Here is a 24642-nt window from a genome sequence, read left to right on the forward strand (position 1 = left end):
CTCGATTCTCCCGTTTTATATTTGCAAGAAATGAAAGTACTATCTCTGAAGAAGTCTCGCACCCGCATCAACTGACTTGGTCACCCAGACGTTACCGCCGATGACCGAACCTGTGCCGATGGTTACGCGTCCGAGGATCGTGGCCCCGGAATAAACTATGACATCGTCTTCCACAATGGGATGACGTGGAATGCCCTTGATCAGCTGCCCTGAATCATCAGAGGGGAAGCTCTTCGCGCCCAAGGTTACGCCCTGATAGAGGCGCACGTTGCGGCCGATAATACAGGTTTCGCCGATAACAGTACCGGTTCCGTGGTCGATAAAGAAATGCTCGCCCACCTGCGCGCCGGGGTGGATATCAATCCCGGTCTTGGAATGGGCCATCTCACCGATAATGCGCGGAATGAGATCCACATTAAGCTTGTAAAGCTCATGGGCAATGCGGTGATGGGTCATGGCGATGATACTGGGGTAACAGAAAATTGTCTCGCCCGGACTCTTGGACGCAGGGTCGCCCACGTAGGCAGCCTGCACATCGGTAGCGAGCAGTCGGCGAATTTCCGGCAACTTTTCCATGAAATCAGAGGCGATGCGCTGGGCATCGGCCTCACAGTTGGTACAATTGAATTCATCGGCCTTGCAGAAAAAACAATGTCCGCGCAGAATCTGCTCTTCCAGAATCCTGTAAGCCGCATCAAGATTACCCCCGATGTGGTAGCGCATAGTCTCGGGCCGGATTTCGGAATCCCCGAAGTAACCGGGAAACAGAACCGCCCGCAGCCTTTCCACAAACTCGCCCAATGCGGTAATAGAAGGCATGGGACGGTCATGTTCAGGCATGTGATACACAGTCTGATATGACTCTTCCTCGCACAAGGCGTCCACAACCTTCGTCAGCACGGAGCCGCCGATCTTACTAACCATTTTCTAAACCTCAGTCCTTGAACAATGCAGTGCTTAAGTAACGCTCCCCGGTATCGGGAACAACAAACACCACAAGTTTATCTTTGTTTTCTTCACGTTTCGCAATCTCCACAGCCGCATGGGCCGCAGCCCCGGCTGAGATTCCGCACAAAATACCTTCTTCCTGCATAAGCCTGCGGGCCATAGCCACAGAGTCCTCGTCCGCAACCTTGACTATTTCGTCGATCACCTCGGTCTGCAACACATCAGGCACAAATCCGGCCCCGATACCCTGAATGCCGTGCGGTCCGGCCTTGCCACCGGAGATAACCGGAGACTTCTCAGGCTCAACCGCAACAACCTTAATTGCCGGGTTACGCTTCTTCAGCTCAGAACCGACCCCGGTGATCGTGCCACCAGTGCCGACTCCGGCTACAAAAATATCGATTTTAGCGTCTGTATCTTCCCAGATTTCGTTGACGGTTTTCCTGCGATGAGCCAGCGGATTATCGGTGTTTGCAAACTGCATGGGCAAAAATGCGTCCGGGTCGCTGTCGGCAATCTCTTTGGCCTTGTTAACTGCTCCGGTCATGCCCTCACTGGCAGGGGTCAATACCAATTCAGCACCGAAACCTTTCAGCAGGTCCCGGCGTTCCTGACTCATGGATTCCGGCATGGTCAGCAATAGTTTATAGCCTTTCACCGCACAGACAAAAGCCAGCCCGATGCCGGTATTACCACTGGTCGGTTCAACCACGGTAGCACCCGGTTTCAAGTCACCGCGCTTTTCCGCTTCCTCAATCATGGATGCACCGATGCGGTCTTTGACCGAGGAACAGGGGTTGAAGAACTCCAGCTTGGCAACAACGTTAGCCACGCACCCTTCAGTGACTTTGTTCAGCCTGACCAAAGGAGTATTACCCACTAAAGAAATCATGGAATCATGAATATTCATGTTAAACTCACTTGTTTTCTAAATCCCTGCCTTAATTCAATGCAAAAATCAAAATATGGGTGAAATTTTAAAATAAATAAAATTCCACCCATCAAATCTTAATGATCGTGATCGTCTACCCAGTCTAAACCTTCATCACCGCGACGGAAGGGAGACATCTCGCGCAGACGGCTGATGATCGGCGGCAGCTCTTTGAGCACCAGATCAATATCCTCGTCAGTATTGTAGGTGGACAGGGAAAAACGGAGCGAACCGTGAGCAAAAGTAAAGGGAACACCCATGGCCCGGAGTACGTGGGACGGCTCAAGGGAACCGGAAGTACAGGCCGAACCGGAGCTGGCGGCAATGCCGAACTGGTCCAGCATGAGCAGCATGGCTTCGCCTTCAATGTACTTGAAAGCGATAGAAGAAGTATTAGGCAACCTCTTTTCCATATCGCCGTTGACGATGGCATCGGGAATAGCTGCAATAAGTCCCTTTTCAAGACGATCACGCATAGCCCGCACGCGGGTGTTTTCGTCATCAATATGCTCAACCGCAAGCTCCATGGCTACGCCTAAGCCGACGATACCGGGCAGATTCTCGGTACCGCCACGGCGTCCGTGTTCCTGATGCCCGCCAAGCATGAAAGGACGGAACGGCGCATTCTTACGCACGAACAAAGCTCCCACACCCTTGGGTGCGTGAATCTTATGCCCGGAAAGGACCAGATAATCCACAGGCAGGGTCTTGAGGTCAATGGCAATTTTACCCACGGCCTGCACAGCGTCAGTATGAAAAAGAACGCCGTGCTTCTTAGCTATTTCAGCCATTTCCTGAATGGGCGAAATCACGCCGGATTCATTGTTGGCATACATGATTGAGACAAGAGCGGTATCAGGACGGAACGCTGTCCGGTACTGATCCATATCGAACAAACCGTTGGAATCCACGGACAGGTAGGTCACAGCGTAACCCTTGCGCTCATAATGTTTGGCAACATTGAGTACTGCCGGGTGTTCCACGCGGGTAGTGATTATGTGACGTTTTTCCGGCTGAGCTTCGAGGGCGGAGAAAATAGCAGTGTTATCACCCTCGGTGCCACAGGAGGTAAAAATAATTTCATCGGGATCGCAATTCAGCCCGGCAGCAATTTTCTGGCGGGCCTGCTCCATGAGCATACCGGATTGTCCGCCGAGACGGTGCATGGACGAAGGGTTACCGAACTCATCGCCGAGCAGGGGCAGAATGGCTTCACGCACTTCCGGTGCCACCATGGTAGTAGCGTTGTTATCAAGATATGCTGACATGACTAGCCCTCCAGCACGCTGATTTCAGGTTCCACGGTTTCCTTGAGGCGGCGTTCCACAAAATCCTTGAGAGTACGCCCGCTAGACGGGCAGCCGACGCAGGCCCCGCGCAGGGAAACAATCACTTTATGACCATCAATGTCGATGAGTTCAATATCTCCGCCGTCCTTGTTCAGGGCCGGGCGGATTTCCTCATCAATAACCTTGGTCACCAGCTGAAAGCGCTTGATGTTGGTCAGCCTGGCAGGCTTTTCCGGCTCCGGCGCGGGCTTGGCAGCTTCCCCGGTAAGGATTTCAGTAATGATTTCCTCAATGCGTCCGTGACAGTCCTCACAGCCGCCACCGGCCTTGGTGAAGTTGGTCACTTCTTCAAGGGTGGTCAGCTTGTTCTCCTGCACAGCGCGCTTGATCTGAACGTCGGTGACGCCAAAGCACTTACAGACGATTTCACCTTCCGGTGCGGGCGCAGCTTCAAGACCGCGATACTTACGAATGGCATCTTCAAGGGCTTCCTGTCCCATAACAGAACAGTGCATTTTTTCCTTGGGCAGACCGCCAAGGGCCTCAGCAATGTCCTTGTTACTGACCTTGGAAGCTTCATCAAGAGTCATGCCCTTGATCAGTTCTGTAAGTACGGAACTGGAAGCAATAGCACTGGCGCAGCCGAAAGTCTGAAACTTGGCATCCACAATGCGCTCTTCATCATCTATCTTAAGAAAGAGCCGCAGGGCATCACCACAGGAAAGAGAACCTACTTCGCCGATAGCATCCGCATCTTCAATAACCCCTACGTTCTGAGGGTTGAGAAAATGTTCCTGTACTTTATTAGTATATTCCCACATATTATCCTCCGCATCTCTATTGCGTGAATCAGGTTTATAAGAAATATCTTAAGCATACCCTCTTCCGAATATTTTCGAAAGAAAAACGGTCTGCCTTCTATTTTTCAACAAAATTTCATACCATTTTGGTATGATTTATTCTACGCTCAAGGCCCATGCTTAGCAAGTTTTTTATACTTTCACCGTAGATATTAGGTTGTAAATTTTAAATGACAAGAGGGGAAAGGTGAACTTACCCGCTAAAACCATAAAAAGACGATACACTTTTCGATAAAAAGCGGCGAAGCCTTATTAAAAAAGTTTGGGATTCTTAAACCCTTTTCAAAGGGTTTAAGGCCCCCGGCAGGGCCGCCGGAGGCAAACTCTATTCATCAAACACGCGTAGCGCATCAATTCATGTATTCCTGCGGCTGCATATCACCGCGCAGAACAGCCAGACCGCCGCGCCCCATGACTTCCATTTCTTCAAGACCGGTGACAACCTTCACCGGAGCAATAAACCCGACCACATCCTCCACTGCCTTGACCAGCAGCTCACTGCGGGCAACGCCTCCGGTGAGAATAATGGCATCGATAGGACGTTTTTGCGGATCGCCCTTCATTAGAGCAGGAATAAAGGAACAGATATGCTTGGATGCATTGTAAACCAACGCTTCCAGCACCAGACGGGCATCCTCATCCCCGTCTTCCATGCGGGCCTGAACTTCGCGCATGTCGTTGGTTCCAAGCAGTCCGAGAACTCCGGACCGGGAAGTAACAACCTTGCGCATTTCATCAAAAGTATACTGACCTGATTCCACAAGATTGAGTACAGGAAGGACAGGCAGAGTCCCGGAACGTTCCGGGCTGAACGGTCCTTCGCCGTCAAGAGCGTTGATGACATCAACCACCTTTCCGTCCCTGTGTGCCCCGATAGAAACCCCGCCGCCCATATGCCCGACTATGAACTTTGCCTGCTCGTATTCCAAGCCCATTTTTGCAGCAACACTACGAGCCGCGCCACGCTGACTCAAGGCATGAAAAACACTACGCCGTTTGATTTCAGGAAGCCCGGTAACCTTGGCGACAGGGTCCATTTCATCGGTAACCACCGGGTCCATGATCATGGACGGCACACCCCACTGCTCTGCAAATTCACGGGCAATCATTGCCCCCAGATTGCAGGGATGGACACCGTATTGACCGCTTTCCAAATCGGAAATCATCTCATCATTTATGGAGTAAGGTCCGCCGGGGATGGGTTTAAGCAAACCGCCCCGCCCTACAACCATATCCGGTGTTCCTTTTTCAAGCTCATCTTTAATAAGCTCCATAACAGCTGTACTGCGGAACTCTTTTTGATCCATTACAGTGGAAAATTTATCTATACTTTCACGGGGATGGCTTACTTCAGCGTCAAAACAGACTTTTTCATCGTCGAAGATTGCCACTTTGGTTGATGTTGATCCGGGATTGATTACAAGAATTCTCGAACCCATTCATGATCTCCGTAAGTTTGCTGCAAGTTTGAGTTTCCGCATTATGTGCTAAAATGGAGAAAAACAAAAGTAACACCCTACGTTCCCGGACTCCTTGACTAAAATCAAGAGAGAGTTACATTCTAAAATATGGTATAATTACAAATACAAACAACACCACTCAGCAAAAGGCCGCCGTTATGACTTTAAAAGTAGTTCCCATCAATACCCTCACCGCCACACGCAGAAAGATTCTGCATGCAGCTTACAAATGTGCCGCCAAAACCGGATTCAACAATCTTGATGTGGATGAAATAACGAACAAGGCCGGGGTAACCCGCAAGACCCTCTACAGCTACTTTAACGGGCTGGAAAACCTGATGAGTGAGTTGGCTGTATCGGGCATATACTGGCCTACCACCGAGGAACTGCTGGCCAATGCTCCATCCGAGTTCCCCGAGATCGAACCGGAAAAACAGGTAGCAGCATTTTTCACCGCGCTGCGCCGGACTCTGGAAACAAGGCCGGATACCCTGCGTCTGCTGGCTTGGGAAATGCTGGAGCGCACCCCGCTTTCGGAATTACTGGAAGATGTGCGGGTACGCACGGCGTTGGAATTTTTCGAACACATGACCCCGGACGTGCCCGATGACGTGGATCTGGCAGCCGCAGTAGCCATCTTAGGCGGGGCCATTTCCTATCTGTCCATCCGCTCCCTGAACACCAAACATTTCGGCGGAGTCAGCCTGCAGGACGAAGTAGGCTGGGACCGCATGGAAGCAGCAATGCAGAACATGTTACGCGGGCTGCTTTGTCTGAAGCCGGAAACTCTGGAGTAATTTTCCAGCAAAACTCACCTCTTCGTTTATCTACGCATCCTGAAAAACATGACCAGCGGAGATGAAACCACCATGGCAATCAAGGCTATCTCCGGGGACAGAAACTGCTGCGTGCCGATGCATACACCGAGCACAATCAGAAACCACGGAATCCAGCCCGCCACATAAACCTGTCCCGCAGGGCCGAAGATAAAACAAAGCAAGAGGCCGATCCAAAGCACATTCGGTCTTGATTTGCGGAGCCTCGTGCCAAGAATGAACGGGAGCACAGTTGCGCCGAGGATGATGATCGCGGTGAGGATTATATTGAGTGTGGATGCGTCCATGTGGGTGGTACTCCTGTTAGGGTGGTGTAATTGGCAAAAGCTAGCAGCTAGGGCTTTTGCGGGCAAGGATCGTATTCACGATATCCAATCCAAAAGAACAAGTAAGTAAGACGCAACGAACCCTATCCCTGCGGCAGCGGTAAGAAATACAAGAAATGCTGCGGCTAACCGCAAACTTCCACAAGTCTGAATATGATGAAACCCCCGCTTCATTTGGAGCGGGGGTTTTTGTTTTTGGAAGCGAAGTTTAATTCGATATAGAACTACTATTTATGTTGAATGGAGGTATCGAATGATGCTCAATACCGTCCTGAGTGATAACGAATAAATCATATGAATCTAAACCATTGGTCATATAACCTGATGATAAGTCCATTTTTTTTCCTGATTTGAATAAAACAAGAATATCATAATGACTATCGCCAGGAATTTCAAACCGACCCACTACATGACCATTTATATCCATTTCAGGTATCTTAATTTGTAAATCCATAATTTTTATTTCTACTTCATGCACAACCTCGTTGGACTTATTTTCAACAATTACAAAACCATGACTTTTATTAGGACGAAGTTCACCTAAAAGCGCACCTAATAATAAACATAACAACATTAATGAAAAGCAAAGAAATTTCTTCATTTACAACCTCTAATTGCTGTAAGGATTAATTTGAGAACCTTGCTTAGGACTTTTTTGTAGATTATTATTATTTACAGCCCTTTTTGCTTTGCCTGCGGCCCTGCCTACTGCATTATTATGTATATCCATCATCGCTTCATTCCATGGTTGGTTTTTATTTATTAAACCATCTATTTCATGCGCAGTTCCAAAAGCCCAAGCTCTAGCAGGGCCAAGGTCTTCAGTCATACGCCTGCTCCATTCAGCATGACGCATTGCATCTCCTTCATTATTATGACTTCCTCTGCCCCGCTTAGCTAATTCTTCTCTGGCGATTTCCTTTGCCTTATCATATCCTGTAAAATCTCTCGCTTCTTTAATGCCATCTTCTACATAATTTCCTACTTTCTCAAAAAATCCCTTTCCCTTTTTCTCATCTTTATTGGCAACAACAGCCGCACGCCGCTGCCCCTCTATACGCTCTGCACGAGCACGATCTCTACGATCCTGTTTCGCCTGCTCCTGTGCATCAAATTGTGTCTGTTTATTCGCCAACTCTTGAGCACGCTTTTCCGTTTTCCGAGCCTGTTGTTGATTTGCTTTGTTCAGTTGTTCCAAAGACTGTAGACTTTGTTGATCAAAACGAGCATTATTCCTCGCATTTCGACTCTGACCTTCACCGCCAAGGGTATTACCCCCACCGTAGTGCGAGCCTCCCGGATCAGTGTTGTAGCCCCAACCCCCATTTGTGGGGCCGTAGGCACTTCCGCTTGTTCCGTCATAGCCCAGCCCAAAATCTCCTCCTGAATAACCACGGGAACTTGATGATCTACTACCTCCTGTCCCACCATGTCCCTGTTCACTCTCCTTCTTCAACCCCACCCGATCCACAAAATTAACCGGATCATCATGGCAGTACCCGTAAACATCCACATCGCCGCCCTCAAGGCCGAGGGGATCGGGGGTGATGAAGCGTCCTATGGAAGGATCGTATTCGCGGTGACCGAAATGAACGAGGCCGGTATCGCGGTCATAGAGTCCGGCAGCAAAACCAAGCGGGATATTCATGCGCTCATTGGTATCGACAATCAGATTTCCGAACGAATCGCGAATAATCCGCTTTACCTCATGACCAGCTTCGTTAGCAACCATATAAATTGTACCGACCTGGTCGGAAGCGAAGCAGTAAACTTCGCCATTGTAGCGCATGGCAACGGGATCGCCTTCATTGTCGTAAGCAAACTCCATACGGCTCCCGTCTTCAAACGCAACAACGGCAAGGGTAGTGAAATCATACCAGCTGTAAGTTTCCGCAACTTTACCGTTCACCGACTTAGCCATGCGTCTGCCCTGCGGATCAATAACGTATGAAATACGACGACCGTCAGGCAAATTTACCTGCTCAAGCTGCCCAGAATGATGGTATTCGTAGGTTGTCACATCCAAACCATCCTGCTTCATGACCAAGCGGCCCTCGCCGTCGTAGGAATATTTCACTTCCCCGGCCCGTTCCAGCCGTACCCCCGGACCGTAAGTGAAACGGCATTGCCCAGTTTGGGGAGTGGAACCGAAGTAACGTTCGCCCTGTTTGCCGTACTTGTACTCCTCAATAAGCCGTTCATCTTTCCAAACATTGCAAAGCCTTCCGCCTGCGTCATATTCATATTGTAGAAGATGATCTTTAGGCTCAAGGGAACACAATTTACCCACAATGCGCCCGTCTTCATCTCTTGCGGTTGCCAGTACGGAAAACGGTTCTTCCGTACCCGGCACAATAAACGAGGTCACGCGAATTGCATCTTCGGGATCAAACTCAACGCCATCACGCTCGAATTCATCGTGCAGGTCTTCACCTGTGCCCGTTTGCGGTTGTTGCGGTTCGGGGTGTTCCGGGATAAATTCCTCAATGAGGGCTTTGCCGTAGTCGGTCTGCGCTAAATCCTGCGCCAACGGCAGGTCGGGGTTCTCACGCATGAAACGCAGATGGGCCAGACGTTTACGCCATGCGTAGCGCTCTTTCTCGATTTCCCATTCTTTGTTCTTCTGCTCCCAGCGCACTTTAACTTCCGGTTTCATCATGGACGGATACATGCGGTCACCGCGTGAAAATTCCGAAAAATCAGCCAGTGGTTCCGGCAAGGCCATGCCTGTGGACGGGGAATAAACCTCCCACATATTTTCGATCTGCATTTCCGGCGGTTCATTTTCGCCATACATCCGCAGGGCAAGGTTCAAATCTTCCCGTTTTTTGGGCCGCAGCGTAAAATCATTTCTAAAACTCATAAATAAACTCCATTGTTCAAATTAATCCAGAATGCGCAGAATCCATTGATTCATGCGCATTGCCTCGAATTCAAAAACAATGGATACAAATAAGGACGGACCTGAGTTACCCGACTCAGGTCCGCCCCCCCCTATTTGACCGCACAATCAATCCAGCCTATAAAACCGCAAGCGAGCAAACATATGACGGCAGACTTTGTCCGGTCCATTCCAAGATAAAGCCTGAACGTGAACCTTTAACGTGCCAGCGAGGGGCCATGAAAGGTAAAAACAAAAAAGACGCGATCCTATATGCGGCTCAGGAGATTTTCGGTCGGTACGGCTATGCCGGGACCACCGTGAAGATGATCTCCGAACGGGCAGGCGTGGCATTCGGTCTTGTCTCACACTATTTCGGATCAAAAGAAGAGCTTTTCATCACCGCCGGGGTAGGCATTGTTGAAGACCTCACAGAATATCTGAGCGCGGAAACCCGCAAGGCATCAAATGGACTGGAAGGTATCCAGACCTTCATGCGCAGTTACCTGAGCTATACCCTGCAACATCGCAACACCTTCCCGGTGCTGTTGCGCTGCTCACCGTTCTCTGATGTCCAGATCGAACTGGACCGCTCACGCATTGCGGTTAAATTTCAGCAGCTCTTGAATGTCATCCGCGAATCCGTAGAACGCGGAATTGAGGACGGTTCTATACGTGACCTGTCCGTTGATGACACCACCACTATTGTCTACTCCAACATTGTCGGTACGGTCAGGACCAGATTCCTTTCTCCCTACGACCTGCCCAACCTCTACGAGGAAACCACCGACTTTGTAGTCCGCAGCATCCGAGCCAGGGATTAGGCTTCATCTTTTTCTACAAAAAAGCCGCGCAACCCAAAGGTTGCGCGGCTTTTTTGCTGCTGAACTTGACAGTTTTCGGTTCATAAATCATCTTGCCTGCATGCAAAGCTATCCAGAACACTACTTCGAAAAATCCAAAACGCCTTTCCCACTCTTTATACTGCTGGGCGCAATGCTTTTCTGCCTGCTTGCCCCCCAAAAAGCATCCGCCCATCCGCATGTATTTGTAGACTGTTCCCTGACCTTTGAATTCAATGACAACGGCCTTAGCGGAGTGCGCCAGAAATGGTGGTTTGATGAAATGTTCGCGGCTATGATCCTTGGCGACTTTGATAAAAACCACGACAACAAACTCAATGAGGAAGAAGCTACGGCCCTTGAAAACGGGGCGTTTGTTAATCTGAAGAATTTCAATTACTTCACGCGTATCCTCGTGGACGGCAATGAACGCACCCCTGTAGAGGCTCTTGAATTCAAGCCCTCCATTGAAGACGGCACCCTTGTTTACGAGTTCTTTGTTCCCCTCGACATAACTGACGATGCCAAGCATGTTGTTATGGTCGCTATTTACGATGAAAGCTTTTACACTTCAGTCCAGATGGATCCCCAGAACAAGGTTCGCGGACCGATCCAGAAATTCAAAACCAGCCTTGAGCTGGAACCTGTTGCGGAAATGGCCTACTTTTATGACCAGATAACCCCTGAAGCAGCAGTACTGACCATGCTCCCCAAGTAAGGACACCATGAAAAAAATAAGCATCCTTTTTACTCTGATATTGACTATTACTTTCGCTTTCGCATTAGTTGCAACTGAAGCCGATGCACAGGCGAACAACCCTTTCCTGTCCTCACCCAAAAAAGACAATGCAGCAACACAAGCCGCACCTTCTCCTTTTTCCGGGGCCAAACCAGCCAAACAGATTGTAAAAAAAGGAGGTGGTGGAATCTACAGCATGGTCATGCTCAAGGTGACCCTGCTCCAAAAGGAAATCAGGGCCAAGCTGACCGGATTTGCACGGGACATTAAGAAGGATCCTTTCGGCAAATCTCTCTGGATGTTCCTAGTCTTTGCCTTCATGTACGGGATAGTCCACGCGGTTGGTCCGGGACACGGCAAGTCCGTGGTTTGTGCCTATTTCATATCACGGGGCGGGTCCATGTTCGCGGCTTCATTCATGTCCTGGGTCATAACCCTTGTCCATGTCGGCTCAGCAACCGTTGCGGTCTGCCTTGCCTATTTGTTTCTGGAAAGCGGTATGTCCGGCTTTGAAAATTTCAACCGTCAGTTGCAGACCGCCAGCTACGGATTGGTCGCAGTGATCGGATTCTGGCTGATTATTGAAGCCCTGCGTTCATTCAAAAAAAATGATCGCGCAGAATGCGAAGTCAAAAGCCGCGGCTCACTTAAAGAAATTGCCACCGTGGCTTTTGTAACCGGGATAGTGCCCTGTCCGGGAGCAGCCATTATACTGGTTTACACCCTCTCCACCGGTATACTTGCGGCAGGACTTGCGGCCATGGTCTTTCTGGCTACCGGAATGGCCGTAACCACCTCAGCTTTTGCCCTTGTGGCAGCCAAGGCCCGCAACGCAATGGACAGCAGCCCCTTTGCCCGGCGGTTACGTCTTGCCTATTCGATACTCTCACTGCTCGGAGCAACGGTAATTTCCGGCTTCGGGCTGCTCATGCTTTTTGCGCATATTTCCTGAAGGCAAAACCTGCACGTATTTTAAAATCCACCCATGACAGATTACCTCAATAGTGATACCAATATAACCAGCCCCCTACAACGGAGCAGCTAACAGGACTACAGAATAATACGATAACCGCTAAATATGCGCAAAATTATCAGTACGCGGCATATATCCAGTTTTCGCTATGGGAGAATCTCAAACGATGATTAATCTTGTGGGATATGAAAATGTTACCCCCATGTACGAAGGGAATGACATGACTCTGTGCAGAGCTGTCAGAGAATATGATGACCTTCCGGTTCTCATCAAATATCCCAATGCAGAATTACCCTCCCCCAGACTCTTAACCGGTCTGAAAAACGAATACGCCACCTCTCAGGAAATCGGTAATACCGCCATAGTCCAAGCGGTAACCCTGCACCGTACCGACAATTCACTGGCCCTTATTCTTGAGGATAAGGGGTACAGTCTCTTAAGTTCACTTATCCCTGAGTCAAAAGCTGATCTCAAACAAAAATTGAAGATAGCACTGAAGATAGCCGGCTCCATCAGCCGCATTCACACCAAAGGGTTCCTGCATCGCAATATCCGTCCGGACAGCATAGTACTTGCCCCGGATTACAGGGAAGCTTTGCTGACAAACCTGCAAAACAGCACCCGCATTACAGACCTTTACACTCAATCTTCCTCGGAAATCCTTTCAGCAGACAACATATATTATATTTCACCGGAACAAAGCGGCAGGGTCAGCACAGAACTGGACCGAAGATCCGACTTTTATTCACTGGGGATTACCCTGTTTGAACTTTTTACCGGACGTAAACCCTTTATCGCCAAAGACGACCTTGAACTGATTCACAGCCATCTGGCCAAAGAACCGCCGAATCCGCAAAGCATCACTCCTGAGATTCCCACTCCACTGTCCGCAGTGATCATGAAGCTGCTCGCCAAAAACCCCGGCGACCGCTATCAGTCCGCCCACGGCATAAAACAAGATCTCAAAGCATGCCTCAATATCATGGGAGGAACCAAAACAAGCCCTGTAAAATTCACACCGGGCTATCAGGATATTTCTGAGACCTTCACTCTTTCACGCAAACTTTTCGGGAGAAAAGATGAACTTTCTGAATTGAAGGATGCTTTTAGCAAGGTCATGCTGGGAAGCTGTGAAATAGTCTTCATCGGCGGTGAGGCCGGAACCGGAAAGACCTCCCTGATTCAGTCTTTCAGCGAACAGGTCTACAAAGAAAAAGGAGAATTCATTTCCGGCAAATTCGACCAGTTCAGGCGTAACCGCCCTTACAGTGCCCTGATTCAAGCCTTTCAGGAACTGTTGCGCAAAAGACTTTCCAGCCCGACCCCGATCATAAACGCCTGGAAAAAAAGAATCACCAGCGTTCTGGAGCAAAATGCCAGCCTGATAACTGACGTTCTCCCGGAACTGGAACTCCTGATCGGCAAACAACAACCGCCAACGGAATTGGGGTCTACGGAATCCCGAAACAGATTCAATCTAGCATTCAAAAATTTCATTAAGGTTTTTCCCAGTATAGATAAGCCTCTGGTTCTTTTTCTGGACGACCTGCAATGGGCGGATATTTCCACTCTACAGCTTCTACAACGGCTGTTTGAGGATCAAGAAACCTCCCACCTGATGCTTATCTGCGCCTACAGAACCAACCTGCCTATGAACGACGGCATTAAATCCCGGATAAGCAGCATTGAAGAGACCAGCCCCAAGGTACGCAGCCTGAAGCTGGGCAGATTAAAACTGCATCACGTTCATGGATTTATCAGCAGAACCTTAAGGACAGACCGCCAGCGAACTGAAGATCTTGCCCGTATGGTCTACAGCCGAACAGGCGGTAACCCTCTCTTCGTCCGCGAATATCTGCTTAACATGTACCGGGCGGAACTCATCACCTTTGACAACGAAAAAAACCGCTGGGATTGGGACCTTAACGCCATCAGAAGCATTTCCATGGACGGAAATCTCGTGGAATTGATGGCGGAGAAAATTATGACCCAACCCAACGAAGGTCAGGAAATCCTAAAAGCAGCTTCAGGGATAGGATGCAAGTTCGACTTGCGGATTCTTATGGAAATCGTGGAGCTGCCCACTCAAATTGTTCTGGATTACCTGAGTCTGGCCCTGCATGAAGGCTTAATCGTCTCTGATGAGGGCATAAATTCCTTTGACACAGACACAAGCAATCAGTCCGGCCCCCGCTACCTTACCTTCATGCACGACCGGGTTCAGCAAGCGGCATATTCCATGCTCAATGCCGCAGCTAAAACCAATCTCCACCTGGACATCGGCAGGGCCATGCTTTCCCTCTATTCTGCCGAAGAAATTGATGATGCCTATTTTGAAATTGCAGCCCAATACAGCCTTTGCATCAGCGCGCTGAAGGACCCGGAAGAACGAAAAAACATATCCTACATTTTTTTAAAAGCCGGACGTAAGGCCAAAAGGAGTTCCGCCTTTGAAACTGCCGCCGGATACCTATCCACCGCAGCACGCCTGATGGGAGAAAGCGGCTGGGAAACAAGCTACAGGGCAAACTTTGACCTGCATCTGGATTGGTATGAATGCGAATTCCTGAACGGGGGAGCTAAGCAATCGGACAATGTGTTCAAGACCATGATTGAACACTCACAGAACCGCAGGGACACCACAAAGGCACAGCTGTCCAGACTGCAACTGTTCTCAGATCGAGGAAAATATCACGAAGCTGTAAAAATAGGACTGGGCACCCTGCAACAATATGGCCTCACCATTCCCGAACATCCGGGGAAATTTTCCATTGCAACGGAATTGCTGAAAACAAAAGCAATGCTGAGCAACAAGAGTACGCAGAAATTATATGACCTGCCGGAAGTGAAATCCGAAAGCAATCTGGAAATCATGCGCTTGTTGATGCATACCATTACCCCGGCATACATGTTTAACAAAACACTTGTGTTTTTCATTGTCTTGCGGATGATCCGTTTCTCAATAAAAAACGGCAACAGCCCGTTCTCTCCGTTCGGTTATATGTTTTACGCCATGTTTCTGGCCTCCAAGGACTTTTCATTCAAAAAATCACGAGAATTTACACGGCTGGCAGTTGAACTGAACAAGAAATTCAGCAACAGCGAACTGGAAACAAAAATCAACATGCTCCGGGGAGGCATGCATGACCATTGGCATGTTCCCCTGCAAGAGAATATCAGCACCCTTGATAAAGCCTTCCATAACGGAATCATGCACGGGGATAACACCTTTGCCCGCTACGCCGGCTACTTCGCCGTGCAGCTTAAATTTATGCAAGGACATACTCTTACCGAAGTATACAGTCTTGCGGACCGCTATCTTAATTTCATTCAAAAAAACAAAACTTCATTGAGTTCCGGAGCCATCAACCTTCCTCTGCAAATGTGTAAAAGCATGCAGGGAAAAACATACACCCCCGGCTATCTGGACGATGACAATTTCCGTGAAGGCAAACTCCTGAGCATTGCAAAAAGCACAGGTTCCGCTGTTGTTGCAAACTGGACAGCCATCTCCAAACTGATAACACTTTCCTTTTTCGGGTACCATGCCAAGGCAATAGAATATGTCAATTCATTGTATGACACCGTGGAAGAAGCACTCTTCGGCATGTATGCTGTTCCAGTCTTTCACCTGCTCAGCATTGTCAATATGGCTGCCCTTTATGAAAACTCCCCACCCAAGAAACGCAGCCTGTATCAGAAACGCATCAACCATTCCCTTTCCCGGCTGGCACAATGGGAAAAAAACTGTCCGGAGAATTTCCGCCACCTGTATCTGATCGGCAGTGCGGAACTGGCGAGGCTGAGAGGAGAAAACAGCAAGGCTCTTGGCTTATATGAGTCCGCCATCAGGTTCAGCTCCGGTGCCGGATACAAAAATTTTGCAGCCCTTGCCTGCGAACTGGCCGGGAAATTCCATTTAAGCATCGGCGGAAACCGATCCGCCATAGCCATGCTTTCAGAAGCCTGCCATTTCTACACTGAATGGGGAGCATCCTCCAAGGTTCAGCGCATACTCAATGAATTTCCGCAATTGCGCAAAACACCTGAAGATATATTTTCACATAACAGCTCTGCCGAAGTAAAAGGCAGCCGGTCACTTGATATTTCTGCGGTAGTCAAAGCCTCGCAGGCCATTTCCGGAGAGATTGTCCTTGACCGCTTGCTGGACAAATTGATGCGCATTGTAATTGAAAACGCAGGAGCGCAAAAAGCCACCTTGCTCCTGAATAATAAAAACAGTCTGGAACTCACGGCCCATGCCTTTGTTTCCGAGCATGGCATCACCACCCAGCCCAATCCCGACCCGGAACAGGAATTATACTGCAAGAGCATCGTAAACTATGTGCTCCGCTCCAAGGATAATATCGTGCTGCGCGATGCCGGGACCCAGGGACCATTTTCCATCGACAGCTACATCATCAGGACCAAGCCGAAATCAATTCTGGCCATGCCGGTCATCAACCAGCAGCTTATGCGCGGAGTTCTGTACCTTGAAAACAATCTCAGTCCGGGAGTCTTTACTGATGACCGTTTGGAAGTACTGAACCTGCTATGTTCACAGGCAGCAATCTCCATCCAGAATGCCCGGCTCTATTCCGACCTGCGAGACTCGGAAACCCAGCACCGCACCCTGCTGGAAAGTATCAATGTCGGGGTTTTCAGGGCTGAAGCTGACACTGACGGCTTACTGCTTAAAGCCAACAGAGCCCTCGCGGAAATATTCGGCTACCGGGGTTGGAATGAATTCCGTAAAACTCAGGTCAGATCTTTGTATGTTGATAATGAAATGCATCAAAATATTGTTCGGGAACTTCTTGAAGGCGGAATCGTGCGTGACCGCGAAATCAACATGCGCAAGCAGGACGGGACCCCTATCTGGGTGAACATGACCGTATCAATGGAAAAAGACGGCAACAAGAATCACTGCCTTGAAGGAGTCCTTGAAGACATCACCGAAAAAAGAAAAGCTCAGGAATTTGAAAGAGCCAAGGTTGCGGCAGACGCGGCCAACAAAGCCAAAAGCGACTTTCTGGCCAGCATGTCCCATGAAATCAGGACACCCATGAACGCCATTTTAGGCATGGCTGATATGCTCTGGGAATCAAGACTTAGCAAAACTCAGCGTAACTACGTAAAAATATTCCGAAATGCAGGAGAAAACCTGCTCCTGCTAATCAATGACATTCTTGACCTCTCAAAAATTGAAGCCGGACAGATCGACCTTGAAGAAATTGATTTCAACCTTGAAGAATTGTTTGAAGAAATCGGTTCCATCTTCGCTCTCAGAGCCCAGATTAAAAATATTAATTTCTGCTGGTATATCGACCCGGACGTACCCCGGATAATAACCGGAGACCCGACAAGACTTCGCCAGATCATCGTAAACCTGGTGGGTAACTCACTAAAATTCACGGAGAAAGGGACCATAACTTTTGAGGCGGGCATAACTGAAGCCGGATATCTGCGCTTTATGATCAAAGATACCGGTGTAGGTATCCCCAAAGAAAAAATGAATTCTATTTTCGACACCTTTTCGCAAGCAGATTCATCCACCACACGAAACTTTGGCGGAACAGGCCTCGGGCTTTCCATCTGCTCGCGCATGGTGGAAAGCATGCACGGAGGGATTTTCGTTTCCAGCGTAGAGGAGAAAGGATCAGCTTTCGTCTTCACCATCAGCGCGGAATTTCCCATGCAGCCGGAACAGTCTCCCCCACTCGAAAGCTGCGCCATACTCCTTGTGGATCACGAATCCATATGCCGGGATTACCTCAGCCACAGCCTGAGCGACCTCGGGGCAAAAGTGTATCCAGCGGAGAGCCTTGGAGAATCCTCGGCTCATGCAGCGGAGATTTCCCTTTCAAGTTATGAAAACAACATCCTTCTGGTCGGGCAGCCCGAAGGGGAAGACGACCGTTTCGAAATACTGAAAAAGCTCAAACACGGTCCCTGCCAAGGCTGGAAGCTGATGATGATCATGGAGGCAAAGCCCCAGCCGCGCGCAACAGCACGGGCCAAACAGCTTTGCGCAACTTATGTCCACCGTCCGGTCCATCCGCAGGCAATTGTGGAAGACATTCGATATGCGCACACTTGTGAAGCTTCTTATGAACACAATGAAGAAACAGAATACGAACTCGACCCGGAACAGATTGAGATGATGGAGAATTCAACGACAAAAGAATCGGTCTCCCCCGAAAACCTTTCCATTCTTTTGGTAGAAGATTCTGAAGACAACCGCATGGTCATCGACCTGTTCCTCAAAGAAACCCCTTACAAAATAACTTATGCCGAAAACGGGCAGGAAGGTCTTGAGAAGTACAAAGAAGGAAAATACGGCATCGTGCTCATGGACATCCAGATGCCGATAATGGACGGCTATGAAGCCACAAAAGCCATCAGGCAATATGAAGAGGAAAACAACCTCGAACAGACTCCGATTATGGCCCTGACCGCCAATGCTTTTCAGGATGATGAACAGCGCGCACTTGATTACGGATGCACGGCCCATATGGCTAAACCGGTTAAAAAGAAAAAGCTGCTCCGGACTCTTGAGGAATATCTCGGAACAAACCGCTAACTACTACCAGCGGCGGGTCAAAACAGATCGCCAGCTGGCGGGGACCAGTGTTTCGTAATCCCGCCCGACTTCCTCAAGTCCGGTCATTTTTCCGGACAGGCTTATGGCGAACGGCTTCATAAGCCGCAGAGGATATTGTTCGTCTTCCAGCTGAAATCCGGTAGAACTGTTCAGCACGGTCAACATTTCTTCCGGGGAACGGCCCACAAGCACAGCCTCCGGGAAAAATCCAGCTCCTGAAGTATGCTCTTTCAAACCGTCAAAAAGGGTTTTGCTGATAAAAATAAAATCTTCCTTCCACAGACTGCGCCCGGCTCCGGGAAGAGTCTCATTGCAGATAAAATGAAGCTTGCGCCCTTCCAGAAATCCGTAGCTGTCCACTTTCTTGGCGTCGGCAACAAGTACATTACCCAGCCCCATGTGTCCCAGAACTTCATTGGTCCGCTCCGCAACTATCTGGTTGCGCTCAATGCCCACCAACGAGCTCCCTTCAAATCCGTTACGCCGGGCCTGCACATCCATGGCCAGCATGAGAATGCCGGTACCGGAACCGATATCCAGCCCGGTGAAAGGTTCCCCGCCCAGTAACGGCTTTGCCTCGGCAATAGCTTTGAAGAGATGAACACTCTTGGGCAGATCGGCCAGCATGCACAGGGCAAAGCCGTATGACAAAAGCTCTTTGCGTAACTTAAGGCAGTTCTCCAGCACATCACTACCCAGCCTGCGATGCACAAAACGGTCGAAAAGCAACGAGACTTCCCCAAGCTCAAGAACCTGTTCGTGGGAACCGGGATAAACATAGGCATGAAAAAATTTAACCATGATATTCAGCAGCAAAGGCCCGTCCAGCTCCACTGCTGGATCTCCGGCTTCGACAAGGTCCTCATTAAGTGAAGTCCGACGATAAATTTCTCCCGGCAGAACAGTCTCTTCCATTGCCGGACGCTGTAATAAACGCAAACTGGCTTTTTTGATCATTACCCATACCTGCCTTATTTTTTTTACTGCTGATGAAAGTCAAATATACCGTTTTTTACAATCCATTACCACTGAAATGGGACCGGGGAGACATATCTTGTACTTGACCTTTGCGCTAATCCTGATACGGACAATCCAGCACTTGCGGTGAACGCATCTATAACTAATGGCAAAAAGCCATTACCAGAGTTCGCCGCCACTATCAAAATATAATCAAGACGCAGGAACTAGCATGTCCCAGAATATAGACGCCAATATCAAAAAAGAAGTCGAACGCCGCAGGACTTTCGGCATCATCAGTCACCCGGATGCCGGTAAAACCACCCTGACCGAAAAACTGCTCCTCTACGGTGGGGCGATCCAGATGGCCGGGACTGTAAAATCCCGTAAAGCCAACCGCCATGCCACCTCGGACTGGATGGCCATGGAGCAGGAACGTGGTATTTCCGTAACCACCTCGGTCATGAAATTCAATTACCACGACTACGAAGTAAACCTGCTCGATACTCCCGGTCACCAGGATTTTTCCGAAGATACCTACCGCGTGCTCACCGCTGTGGACTCCGCGCTCATGGTCATTGACTGTGCAAAAGGTGTTGAGGTTCAGACCAAGAAGTTGATGGAAGTCTGCCGCATGCGCGACACCCCCATCATTACCTTCATCAACAAAATGGACCGCGAAGGTGTCGATCCCTTCGACCTCTTGCAGGACATTGAAGATACCCTGCAGATCGAATGCGCGCCGCTGAGCTGGCCCATCGGTATGGGGTCTGATTTCAAAGGAACCTACAATATACACAAAGGGGAACTGCACCTTTTCTCCGCTGTTCACGGTGGAGGCATCCAGCAGGGTGAGGTAATCAAAGACCTTTCCGACTCCCGCCTTGATGAGTTACTCGGCGATCAGGCCGACCAGCTGCGCGAGGAACTGGAGCTGCTTGATGGCGCAGGATACCCTTTTGACAAAGAACGCTATCTTGCGGGTAAACAGACCCCGGTATTTTTCGGCAGTGCCATCAACAACTTCGGGGTACAGGAAATGCTGGATTCCTTTGTGGAACTGGCTCCGCACCCCAAGCCGCGTGCCACCACCTCCCGCGAAGTCTCCCCTTTTGAACCCGATTTTTCCGCTGTGGCCTTTAAGATTCAGGCTAACATGGACCCGGCACACCGTGACCGCATCGCTTTCATGCGTATCTGTTCCGGTAAGTTCAAACGCGGCATGAAGGTCCGCCACCACCGCATCGGCAAGGATGTGCAGATCGCCAACGCAACAATCTTCATGGCTCAGGACCGTACCGGGGTCGAAGAAGCGTATCCCGGCGACATTATCGGGGTACACAACCACGGGACCATCAAGATCGGTGACACATTCACCGGAACCAAGGAAGAGCTGAAATTCACCGGAATCCCCAACTTCGCGCCCGAACATTTCCGCCGCGTAATCCTCAAGGACCCGCTGAAGAGCAAGCAGCTCGACAAAGGGTTGCATCAGCTCGCTGAAGAAGGTGCAGTGCAGCTCTTTAAGCCGCTGGGCAACAACGACAAAATTCTCGGCGCGGTCGGTCTGCTCCAGTTTGACGTGATCATGTCCCGTTTGAAAGACGAGTACGGAGTTGCCGCTCTTTATGAACCGGTAGAATACCACACCGCGCGCTGGCTCAGCAGTGAGGAAACCCGCGAAATTGACGGGATCAAGAAACGCTATCCCCGCTTCGTAGCCCTTGACGGTGATGACAACCTGACCTTCCTCGCCCCCAGCCAGTGGCGGCTGCAACAGGCTGAAGAGGAATGGCCTAAAATTACTTTTAACAAAACCCGTGAGCATCAATAAAAAAGATTTGATGCTCTGCGCGCTTTTTATGGGATTTCGCCTCCGGCGACCAAAGGGCTAGCAGCCCTTTGGAATCCCTACCGGGCTTCGCTCACTCTGTTTGTAAGTCTTGCGGGATAAACATCGTGCCGCAGATGGTGCTTTATAAACGGTCTGGGGGTTGACGAAGCTTTGATAGCTTAATATTCAGATGTGATACTTTCATCCTGCCCGCCCGTGGTTTTTCAGGACTTAATTTTGACCTGAAGCATCACGGGCCGGTAGGAATTCTTTGTTTCCATGTAAGGAAATGTAATTACTACCAGGCTTAATATTATATGCAAGTACCTGAACAATATAAGAAAAAATTCACCAAAGATGAAATAAACGAGCTGCCCCTACGCCAATATGAAGGGCCGATCAAACTCATTGACCGCGAAGAAGACGTCCCTACGGCTATTGAAGAACTGAGCCGCTGCGAATTGCTGGGGTTTGATACCGAAACCCGTCCGGTCTTCCGCAAAGGTGTTTCCTACCCCCCTTCCCTGATTCAATTGGCAACTGAAGATTGTGTATATCTGCTGCACCTCAACCACATCTCTCTTTCAGGGCATATTAAAGAACTGCTTTCTTCTGCCGATATAATCAAAACCGGGGTAGCGGTAATCAATGATGTCAAAGAATTACGCGATGTCTCCCCTTTTGAAGGCAAAGGGTTCGTAGATCTTGGCGACCTTGCCAGATCACTGGAAATGCAGACCAACGGGCTGCGCAACCTTGCCGCCAACCTGCTCGGGTTCCGCATCTCCAAAGGCGTGCAGTGCTCCAACTGGGGCCGCAAGGAACTGACACCGCAACAGATCACCTACGCGGCAACGGATGCATGGGTAAGCCGTGAAATTTACCTTAAATTCCGGGAACTCGGAGTACTTTAACTTTTTTTCGCAGGTAAACATTTGCTACCGGAAAGGACCAGGATCACCATGAAAGCCAGATTTATACTCTTCTCACTTTGCATTCTGATAATCTCAGCACTTCCGGTTTTTGCACAGGAAGACTGCCCGGACCTATTTAAAGCCGAACTTGAGAACATTTCCGGCGTAGATACCGTGATCCGTAATCAAAGCGGATTTCTTGCCATCCTCAAGGATACAAGCAGGAAAAAAGCGGTCAGCGTTGTTTCAAATATTAACAAGCTACGCAAAAATGAAACAGGTGAATGTGACTTTTCAGGTGTTGCCGTCGCCATCATGGACAGCGAACTTGACCAGATTAAAAGCAAGTCTTCAGCATCGTTATCTAAGAGCGAACTGACTAAACTTCTTTACGACTACGTCTACAAGCTTAGCCCGGTTCAGGTTGAAGAAAACCTGAAGGGATATGAAAAGCTTTCCGAACTGGCACCACAGAACAACTACTACAAAGCCCGCAAGAAACATTATGCTAAAAGGGCTGAGCTGGTAAAAGCACGCGCCCAATACATCGCCCGCTGCCTTAATGATTCTTCCAAGGACAAGAGCATCCTTAATCTCAAGATCAAAAGGGATTTTTATCTCTTCGTGGTCGCCGGTGATACACCCCTCAAGACAGCTGAAGCTTTCATGGATAAAATTGCACAGGAAACTCCGAGACCGGAAAAGAAAATGTGCGTCATCGCTTACACTGCGGATCTCAACACAAGACAGACCAGCTGCCCTGTTGAGTATCAGGAACTCCTGAACTCCAACGAGGAAGAGTTGCTCATGCGCCATGTTCAGTCCCTGCCCGGATTCAAAGTGCAGCAGAACATCAACGGCTACAAAGCGTTGAAAAAAATCAACCCCAACTCCACTCTTTACACCAAAAAGCTGAGCGCATATGAATCCAAGCAAGAGGGATTACAGAGATTCCTGAACCTCAGAACTGTTTCAGGCGAAAAACTGGTCAGCAAGAACAGCAACCGTGGCTCAACCCTATATGCAACCATCAGCAATGAAGCCCTTGCCGGGAAATCCACTTCCGCCAACCGAAAACTTTTCAAACTGCTCACCGAATTCTACGCCACAAGCGGATACGCCTACAAAAAGTGCGTACTTAAAAGCTCTGCCGGTAAAACATTGGGAACCATTTCCTGCGGAAATTTCCGCTGCACTTTTAGGCAGTAATTTTAGCTTTCATCAAAAAACAAAAGGTGAGGTTGCAAATGCAGCCTCACCTTTTTTGTTGTCTGTAAAATTAAATCTACATAGTCAGCACAAAATAAATACTACCCACCAGAACAAGACTCGCCGCCCGCAATCCCTGATTGTAAACGATCAGCTTCAGGGCCATTTTGCCCCGGAAGATTCCGGCATAATACGGGAGCTGGTGGCGCAGGGCGCGAACCGGGGTGGAAAGCAGGTTGCCGACCACAAGAGCCAACACAATTCCACGGGGATCGATAGCACCGGTTCCGAGCAAGGACCCGGCGGCAGCAAGCCCGGCGATGAATTCTGCTGCCAGACTAAAAGCAATGATCCCGAAAACCTGCGGATCAAGCCACGAAAGAAAAGAAAGATGTTCACTCAGGTAGGTCTGAAAAGAAGTGAACACGCCATAATGACGGAGAAAGAAAAACGCCGTATAAATGGGAACAGTCAGATAGATAACTCTCGGCAACCTGCGCTTTAGCCTTTTAACCGCTTTGTCCAGCACCTCGCGGAAAGACTTCGGTTCCTGACCCTTAAGCCGCTGGGCAACATCACCGCAACCACCATCGGCAGGCAGGGAAAAACGTCCCCAAAGCACAATGGCCCCGGTACGCACAAAAGCAGCCAGAAGAGTCAAACCTACATAAATAAAAGCCACCCGACCGATAAACGGAGCGGCAATGAAAAAGACCGTGGGCATATGCAGAAAATATGTGGGCAGGCTGTTAAAAAGGTTGGAAATAACCAGTTCACGGTCATTTATTTCCCCATTTTCATAGGCCTCGGAAAGCATGGAGTTTGCAGCTACACCGGAAAAAAAGGCCAAGGCAAAACTGGCCCCGCTGATCTCCTTGAGCCTTCCGGCCCGGATAAGCGGATTTGCCAACCGTCCCATGGCCCGTGTCCAGCGCAATCCCTCGACAATATTACCAACCAACAAACCAAGACTGATAAAAAGCACCAGCCTGATCAGAGGCCAGCCCAAACCATTCCAGAGAATTTCGAGAGACAATTA

Annotated in this window: 18 protein-coding genes and 1 pseudogene; 9 read left to right on the forward strand and 10 right to left on the reverse strand. The window is 49.4% G+C overall.

Annotated features, from left to right (window positions below; all coding sequences use genetic code 11):
* Positions 1–39 precede the first annotated feature (39 nt).
* From epsC to buk, 5 genes are all read right to left on the reverse strand, one after another.
* Positions 40–924, reverse strand: coding sequence for a serine O-acetyltransferase EpsC (gene epsC, locus FMS18_RS14715; RefSeq protein WP_163295435.1), 885 nt, complete (start codon positions 922–924; stop codon positions 40–42).
* Between the two features lie 10 nt (positions 925–934).
* Entirely contained in the window at positions 935–1858 is a 924-nt protein-coding gene (cysK, locus tag FMS18_RS14720; protein WP_163295436.1) for a cysteine synthase A, read from the reverse strand.
* A gap of 98 nt (positions 1859–1956) precedes the next feature.
* On the reverse strand, positions 1957–3147 hold the full coding sequence (nifS, locus tag FMS18_RS14725) for a cysteine desulfurase NifS (protein ID WP_163295437.1): 1191 nt from the start codon (positions 3145–3147) through the stop codon (positions 1957–1959).
* 2 nt (positions 3148–3149) lie between these two features.
* On the reverse strand, positions 3150–3989 hold the full coding sequence (gene nifU / locus FMS18_RS14730; protein WP_163295438.1) for a Fe-S cluster assembly protein NifU: 840 nt from the start codon (positions 3987–3989) through the stop codon (positions 3150–3152).
* Positions 3990–4378: 389 nt separating this feature from the next.
* Positions 4379–5467: a butyrate kinase gene (gene buk / locus FMS18_RS14735; RefSeq protein WP_163295439.1), complete on the reverse strand. Its 1089-nt coding sequence runs from the start codon at positions 5465–5467 to the stop codon at positions 4379–4381.
* 179 nt (positions 5468–5646) lie between these two features.
* On the opposite strand from buk, the gene FMS18_RS14740 reads away from it, so the two are divergent.
* Complete coding sequence (locus FMS18_RS14740; RefSeq protein ID WP_163295440.1) at positions 5647–6285, forward strand: TetR/AcrR family transcriptional regulator; 639 nt, start codon at positions 5647–5649, stop codon at positions 6283–6285.
* A gap of 26 nt (positions 6286–6311) precedes the next feature.
* On the opposite strand, the gene FMS18_RS14745 is transcribed toward FMS18_RS14740, so the two are convergent.
* Positions 6312–6611 carry a hypothetical protein gene (locus FMS18_RS14745; RefSeq protein ID WP_163295441.1) on the reverse strand — a complete coding sequence of 100 codons (300 nt, stop codon included), beginning with the start codon at positions 6609–6611 and terminating at the stop codon, positions 6312–6314.
* A gap of 111 nt (positions 6612–6722) precedes the next feature.
* Here FMS18_RS14745 and FMS18_RS20930 point away from each other — a divergent pair.
* Positions 6723–6779 (forward strand): annotated as a pseudogene (locus tag FMS18_RS20930) (SEC-C metal-binding domain-containing protein); the annotation flags it as partial.
* A 79-nt stretch (positions 6780–6858) separates the two neighbouring features.
* On the opposite strand, the gene FMS18_RS14755 reads toward FMS18_RS20930, so the two are convergent.
* Both FMS18_RS14755 and FMS18_RS14760 read right to left on the reverse strand, forming a co-directional pair.
* Entirely contained in the window at positions 6859–7251 is a 393-nt protein-coding gene (locus FMS18_RS14755) for a hypothetical protein (protein WP_163295442.1), read from the reverse strand.
* A 9-nt stretch (positions 7252–7260) separates the two neighbouring features.
* Positions 7261–9513 (reverse strand): RHS repeat-associated core domain-containing protein, encoded by a 2253-nt coding sequence (locus tag FMS18_RS14760; protein ID WP_163295443.1) that lies wholly within the window; start codon positions 9511–9513, stop codon positions 7261–7263.
* Between the two features lie 257 nt (positions 9514–9770).
* On the opposite strand from FMS18_RS14760, the gene FMS18_RS14765 reads away from it, so the two are divergent.
* From FMS18_RS14765 to FMS18_RS14780, 4 genes are all read left to right on the forward strand, one after another.
* Positions 9771–10355 (forward strand): TetR/AcrR family transcriptional regulator, encoded by a 585-nt coding sequence (locus FMS18_RS14765; RefSeq protein WP_163295444.1) that lies wholly within the window; start codon positions 9771–9773, stop codon positions 10353–10355.
* Between the two features lie 172 nt (positions 10356–10527).
* Entirely contained in the window at positions 10528–11091 is a 564-nt protein-coding gene (locus FMS18_RS14770) for a DUF1007 family protein (RefSeq protein ID WP_239061053.1), read from the forward strand.
* Positions 11092–11098: 7 nt separating this feature from the next.
* Complete coding sequence (locus tag FMS18_RS14775; RefSeq protein WP_163295446.1) at positions 11099–12064, forward strand: nickel/cobalt transporter; 966 nt, start codon at positions 11099–11101, stop codon at positions 12062–12064.
* 187 nt (positions 12065–12251) lie between these two features.
* Positions 12252–18668 carry an AAA family ATPase gene (locus FMS18_RS14780; protein WP_163295447.1) on the forward strand — a complete coding sequence of 2139 codons (6417 nt, stop codon included), beginning with the start codon at positions 12252–12254 and terminating at the stop codon, positions 18666–18668.
* 3 nt (positions 18669–18671) lie between these two features.
* On the opposite strand, the gene FMS18_RS14785 is transcribed toward FMS18_RS14780, so the two are convergent.
* Entirely contained in the window at positions 18672–19646 is a 975-nt protein-coding gene (locus FMS18_RS14785) for a hypothetical protein (protein ID WP_163295448.1), read from the reverse strand.
* A 244-nt stretch (positions 19647–19890) separates the two neighbouring features.
* On the opposite strand from FMS18_RS14785, the gene FMS18_RS14790 reads away from it, so the two are divergent.
* From FMS18_RS14790 to FMS18_RS14800, 3 genes are all read left to right on the forward strand, one after another.
* Positions 19891–21480 (forward strand): peptide chain release factor 3, encoded by a 1590-nt coding sequence (locus FMS18_RS14790; protein ID WP_163295548.1) that lies wholly within the window; start codon positions 19891–19893, stop codon positions 21478–21480.
* A gap of 317 nt (positions 21481–21797) precedes the next feature.
* Complete coding sequence (locus FMS18_RS14795; protein WP_163295449.1) at positions 21798–22394, forward strand: 3'-5' exonuclease; 597 nt, start codon at positions 21798–21800, stop codon at positions 22392–22394.
* A gap of 48 nt (positions 22395–22442) precedes the next feature.
* Positions 22443–23603 (forward strand): hypothetical protein, encoded by a 1161-nt coding sequence (locus tag FMS18_RS14800; RefSeq protein ID WP_163295450.1) that lies wholly within the window; start codon positions 22443–22445, stop codon positions 23601–23603.
* Between the two features lie 76 nt (positions 23604–23679).
* Here FMS18_RS14800 and FMS18_RS14805 read toward each other — a convergent pair whose 3' ends face one another.
* Positions 23680–24639, reverse strand: a complete 960-nt coding sequence (locus FMS18_RS14805) for a hypothetical protein (RefSeq protein ID WP_163295451.1) — start codon at positions 24637–24639, stop codon at positions 23680–23682.
* Between the last annotated feature and the right edge of the window lie 3 nt (positions 24640–24642).

This window comes from Desulfovibrio sp. JC022 (assembly GCF_010470665.1).
GTDB lineage: Bacteria > Desulfobacterota > Desulfovibrionia > Desulfovibrionales > Desulfovibrionaceae > Maridesulfovibrio.

Bases quoted from the DNA above. Each gene is read 5' to 3' on its own strand.
- epsC (WP_163295435.1), bottom strand. From the start codon at position 924: ATGGTTAGTAAGATCGGCGGCTCCGTGCTGACGAAGGTTGTGGACGCC.
- cysK (WP_163295436.1), bottom strand. From the start codon at position 1,858: ATGAATATTCATGATTCCATGATTTCTTTAGTGGGTAATACTCCTTTG.
- nifS (WP_163295437.1), bottom strand. From the start codon at position 3,147: ATGTCAGCATATCTTGATAACAACGCTACTACCATGGTGGCACCGGAA.
- nifU (WP_163295438.1), bottom strand. From the start codon at position 3,989: ATGTGGGAATATACTAATAAAGTACAGGAACATTTTCTCAACCCTCAG.
- buk (WP_163295439.1), bottom strand. From the start codon at position 5,467: ATGGGTTCGAGAATTCTTGTAATCAATCCCGGATCAACATCAACCAAA.
- FMS18_RS14740 (WP_163295440.1), top strand. From the start codon at position 5,647: ATGACTTTAAAAGTAGTTCCCATCAATACCCTCACCGCCACACGCAGA.
- FMS18_RS14745 (WP_163295441.1), bottom strand. From the start codon at position 6,611: ATGGACGCATCCACACTCAATATAATCCTCACCGCGATCATCATCCTC.
- FMS18_RS14755 (WP_163295442.1), bottom strand. From the start codon at position 7,251: ATGAAGAAATTTCTTTGCTTTTCATTAATGTTGTTATGTTTATTATTA.
- FMS18_RS14760 (WP_163295443.1), bottom strand. From the start codon at position 9,513: ATGAGTTTTAGAAATGATTTTACGCTGCGGCCCAAAAAACGGGAAGAT.
- FMS18_RS14765 (WP_163295444.1), top strand. From the start codon at position 9,771: ATGAAAGGTAAAAACAAAAAAGACGCGATCCTATATGCGGCTCAGGAG.
- FMS18_RS14770 (WP_239061053.1), top strand. From the start codon at position 10,528: ATGCTTTTCTGCCTGCTTGCCCCCCAAAAAGCATCCGCCCATCCGCAT.
- FMS18_RS14775 (WP_163295446.1), top strand. From the start codon at position 11,099: ATGAAAAAAATAAGCATCCTTTTTACTCTGATATTGACTATTACTTTC.
- FMS18_RS14780 (WP_163295447.1), top strand. From the start codon at position 12,252: ATGATTAATCTTGTGGGATATGAAAATGTTACCCCCATGTACGAAGGG.
- FMS18_RS14785 (WP_163295448.1), bottom strand. From the start codon at position 19,646: ATGATCAAAAAAGCCAGTTTGCGTTTATTACAGCGTCCGGCAATGGAA.
- FMS18_RS14795 (WP_163295449.1), top strand. From the start codon at position 21,798: ATGCAAGTACCTGAACAATATAAGAAAAAATTCACCAAAGATGAAATA.
- FMS18_RS14800 (WP_163295450.1), top strand. From the start codon at position 22,443: ATGAAAGCCAGATTTATACTCTTCTCACTTTGCATTCTGATAATCTCA.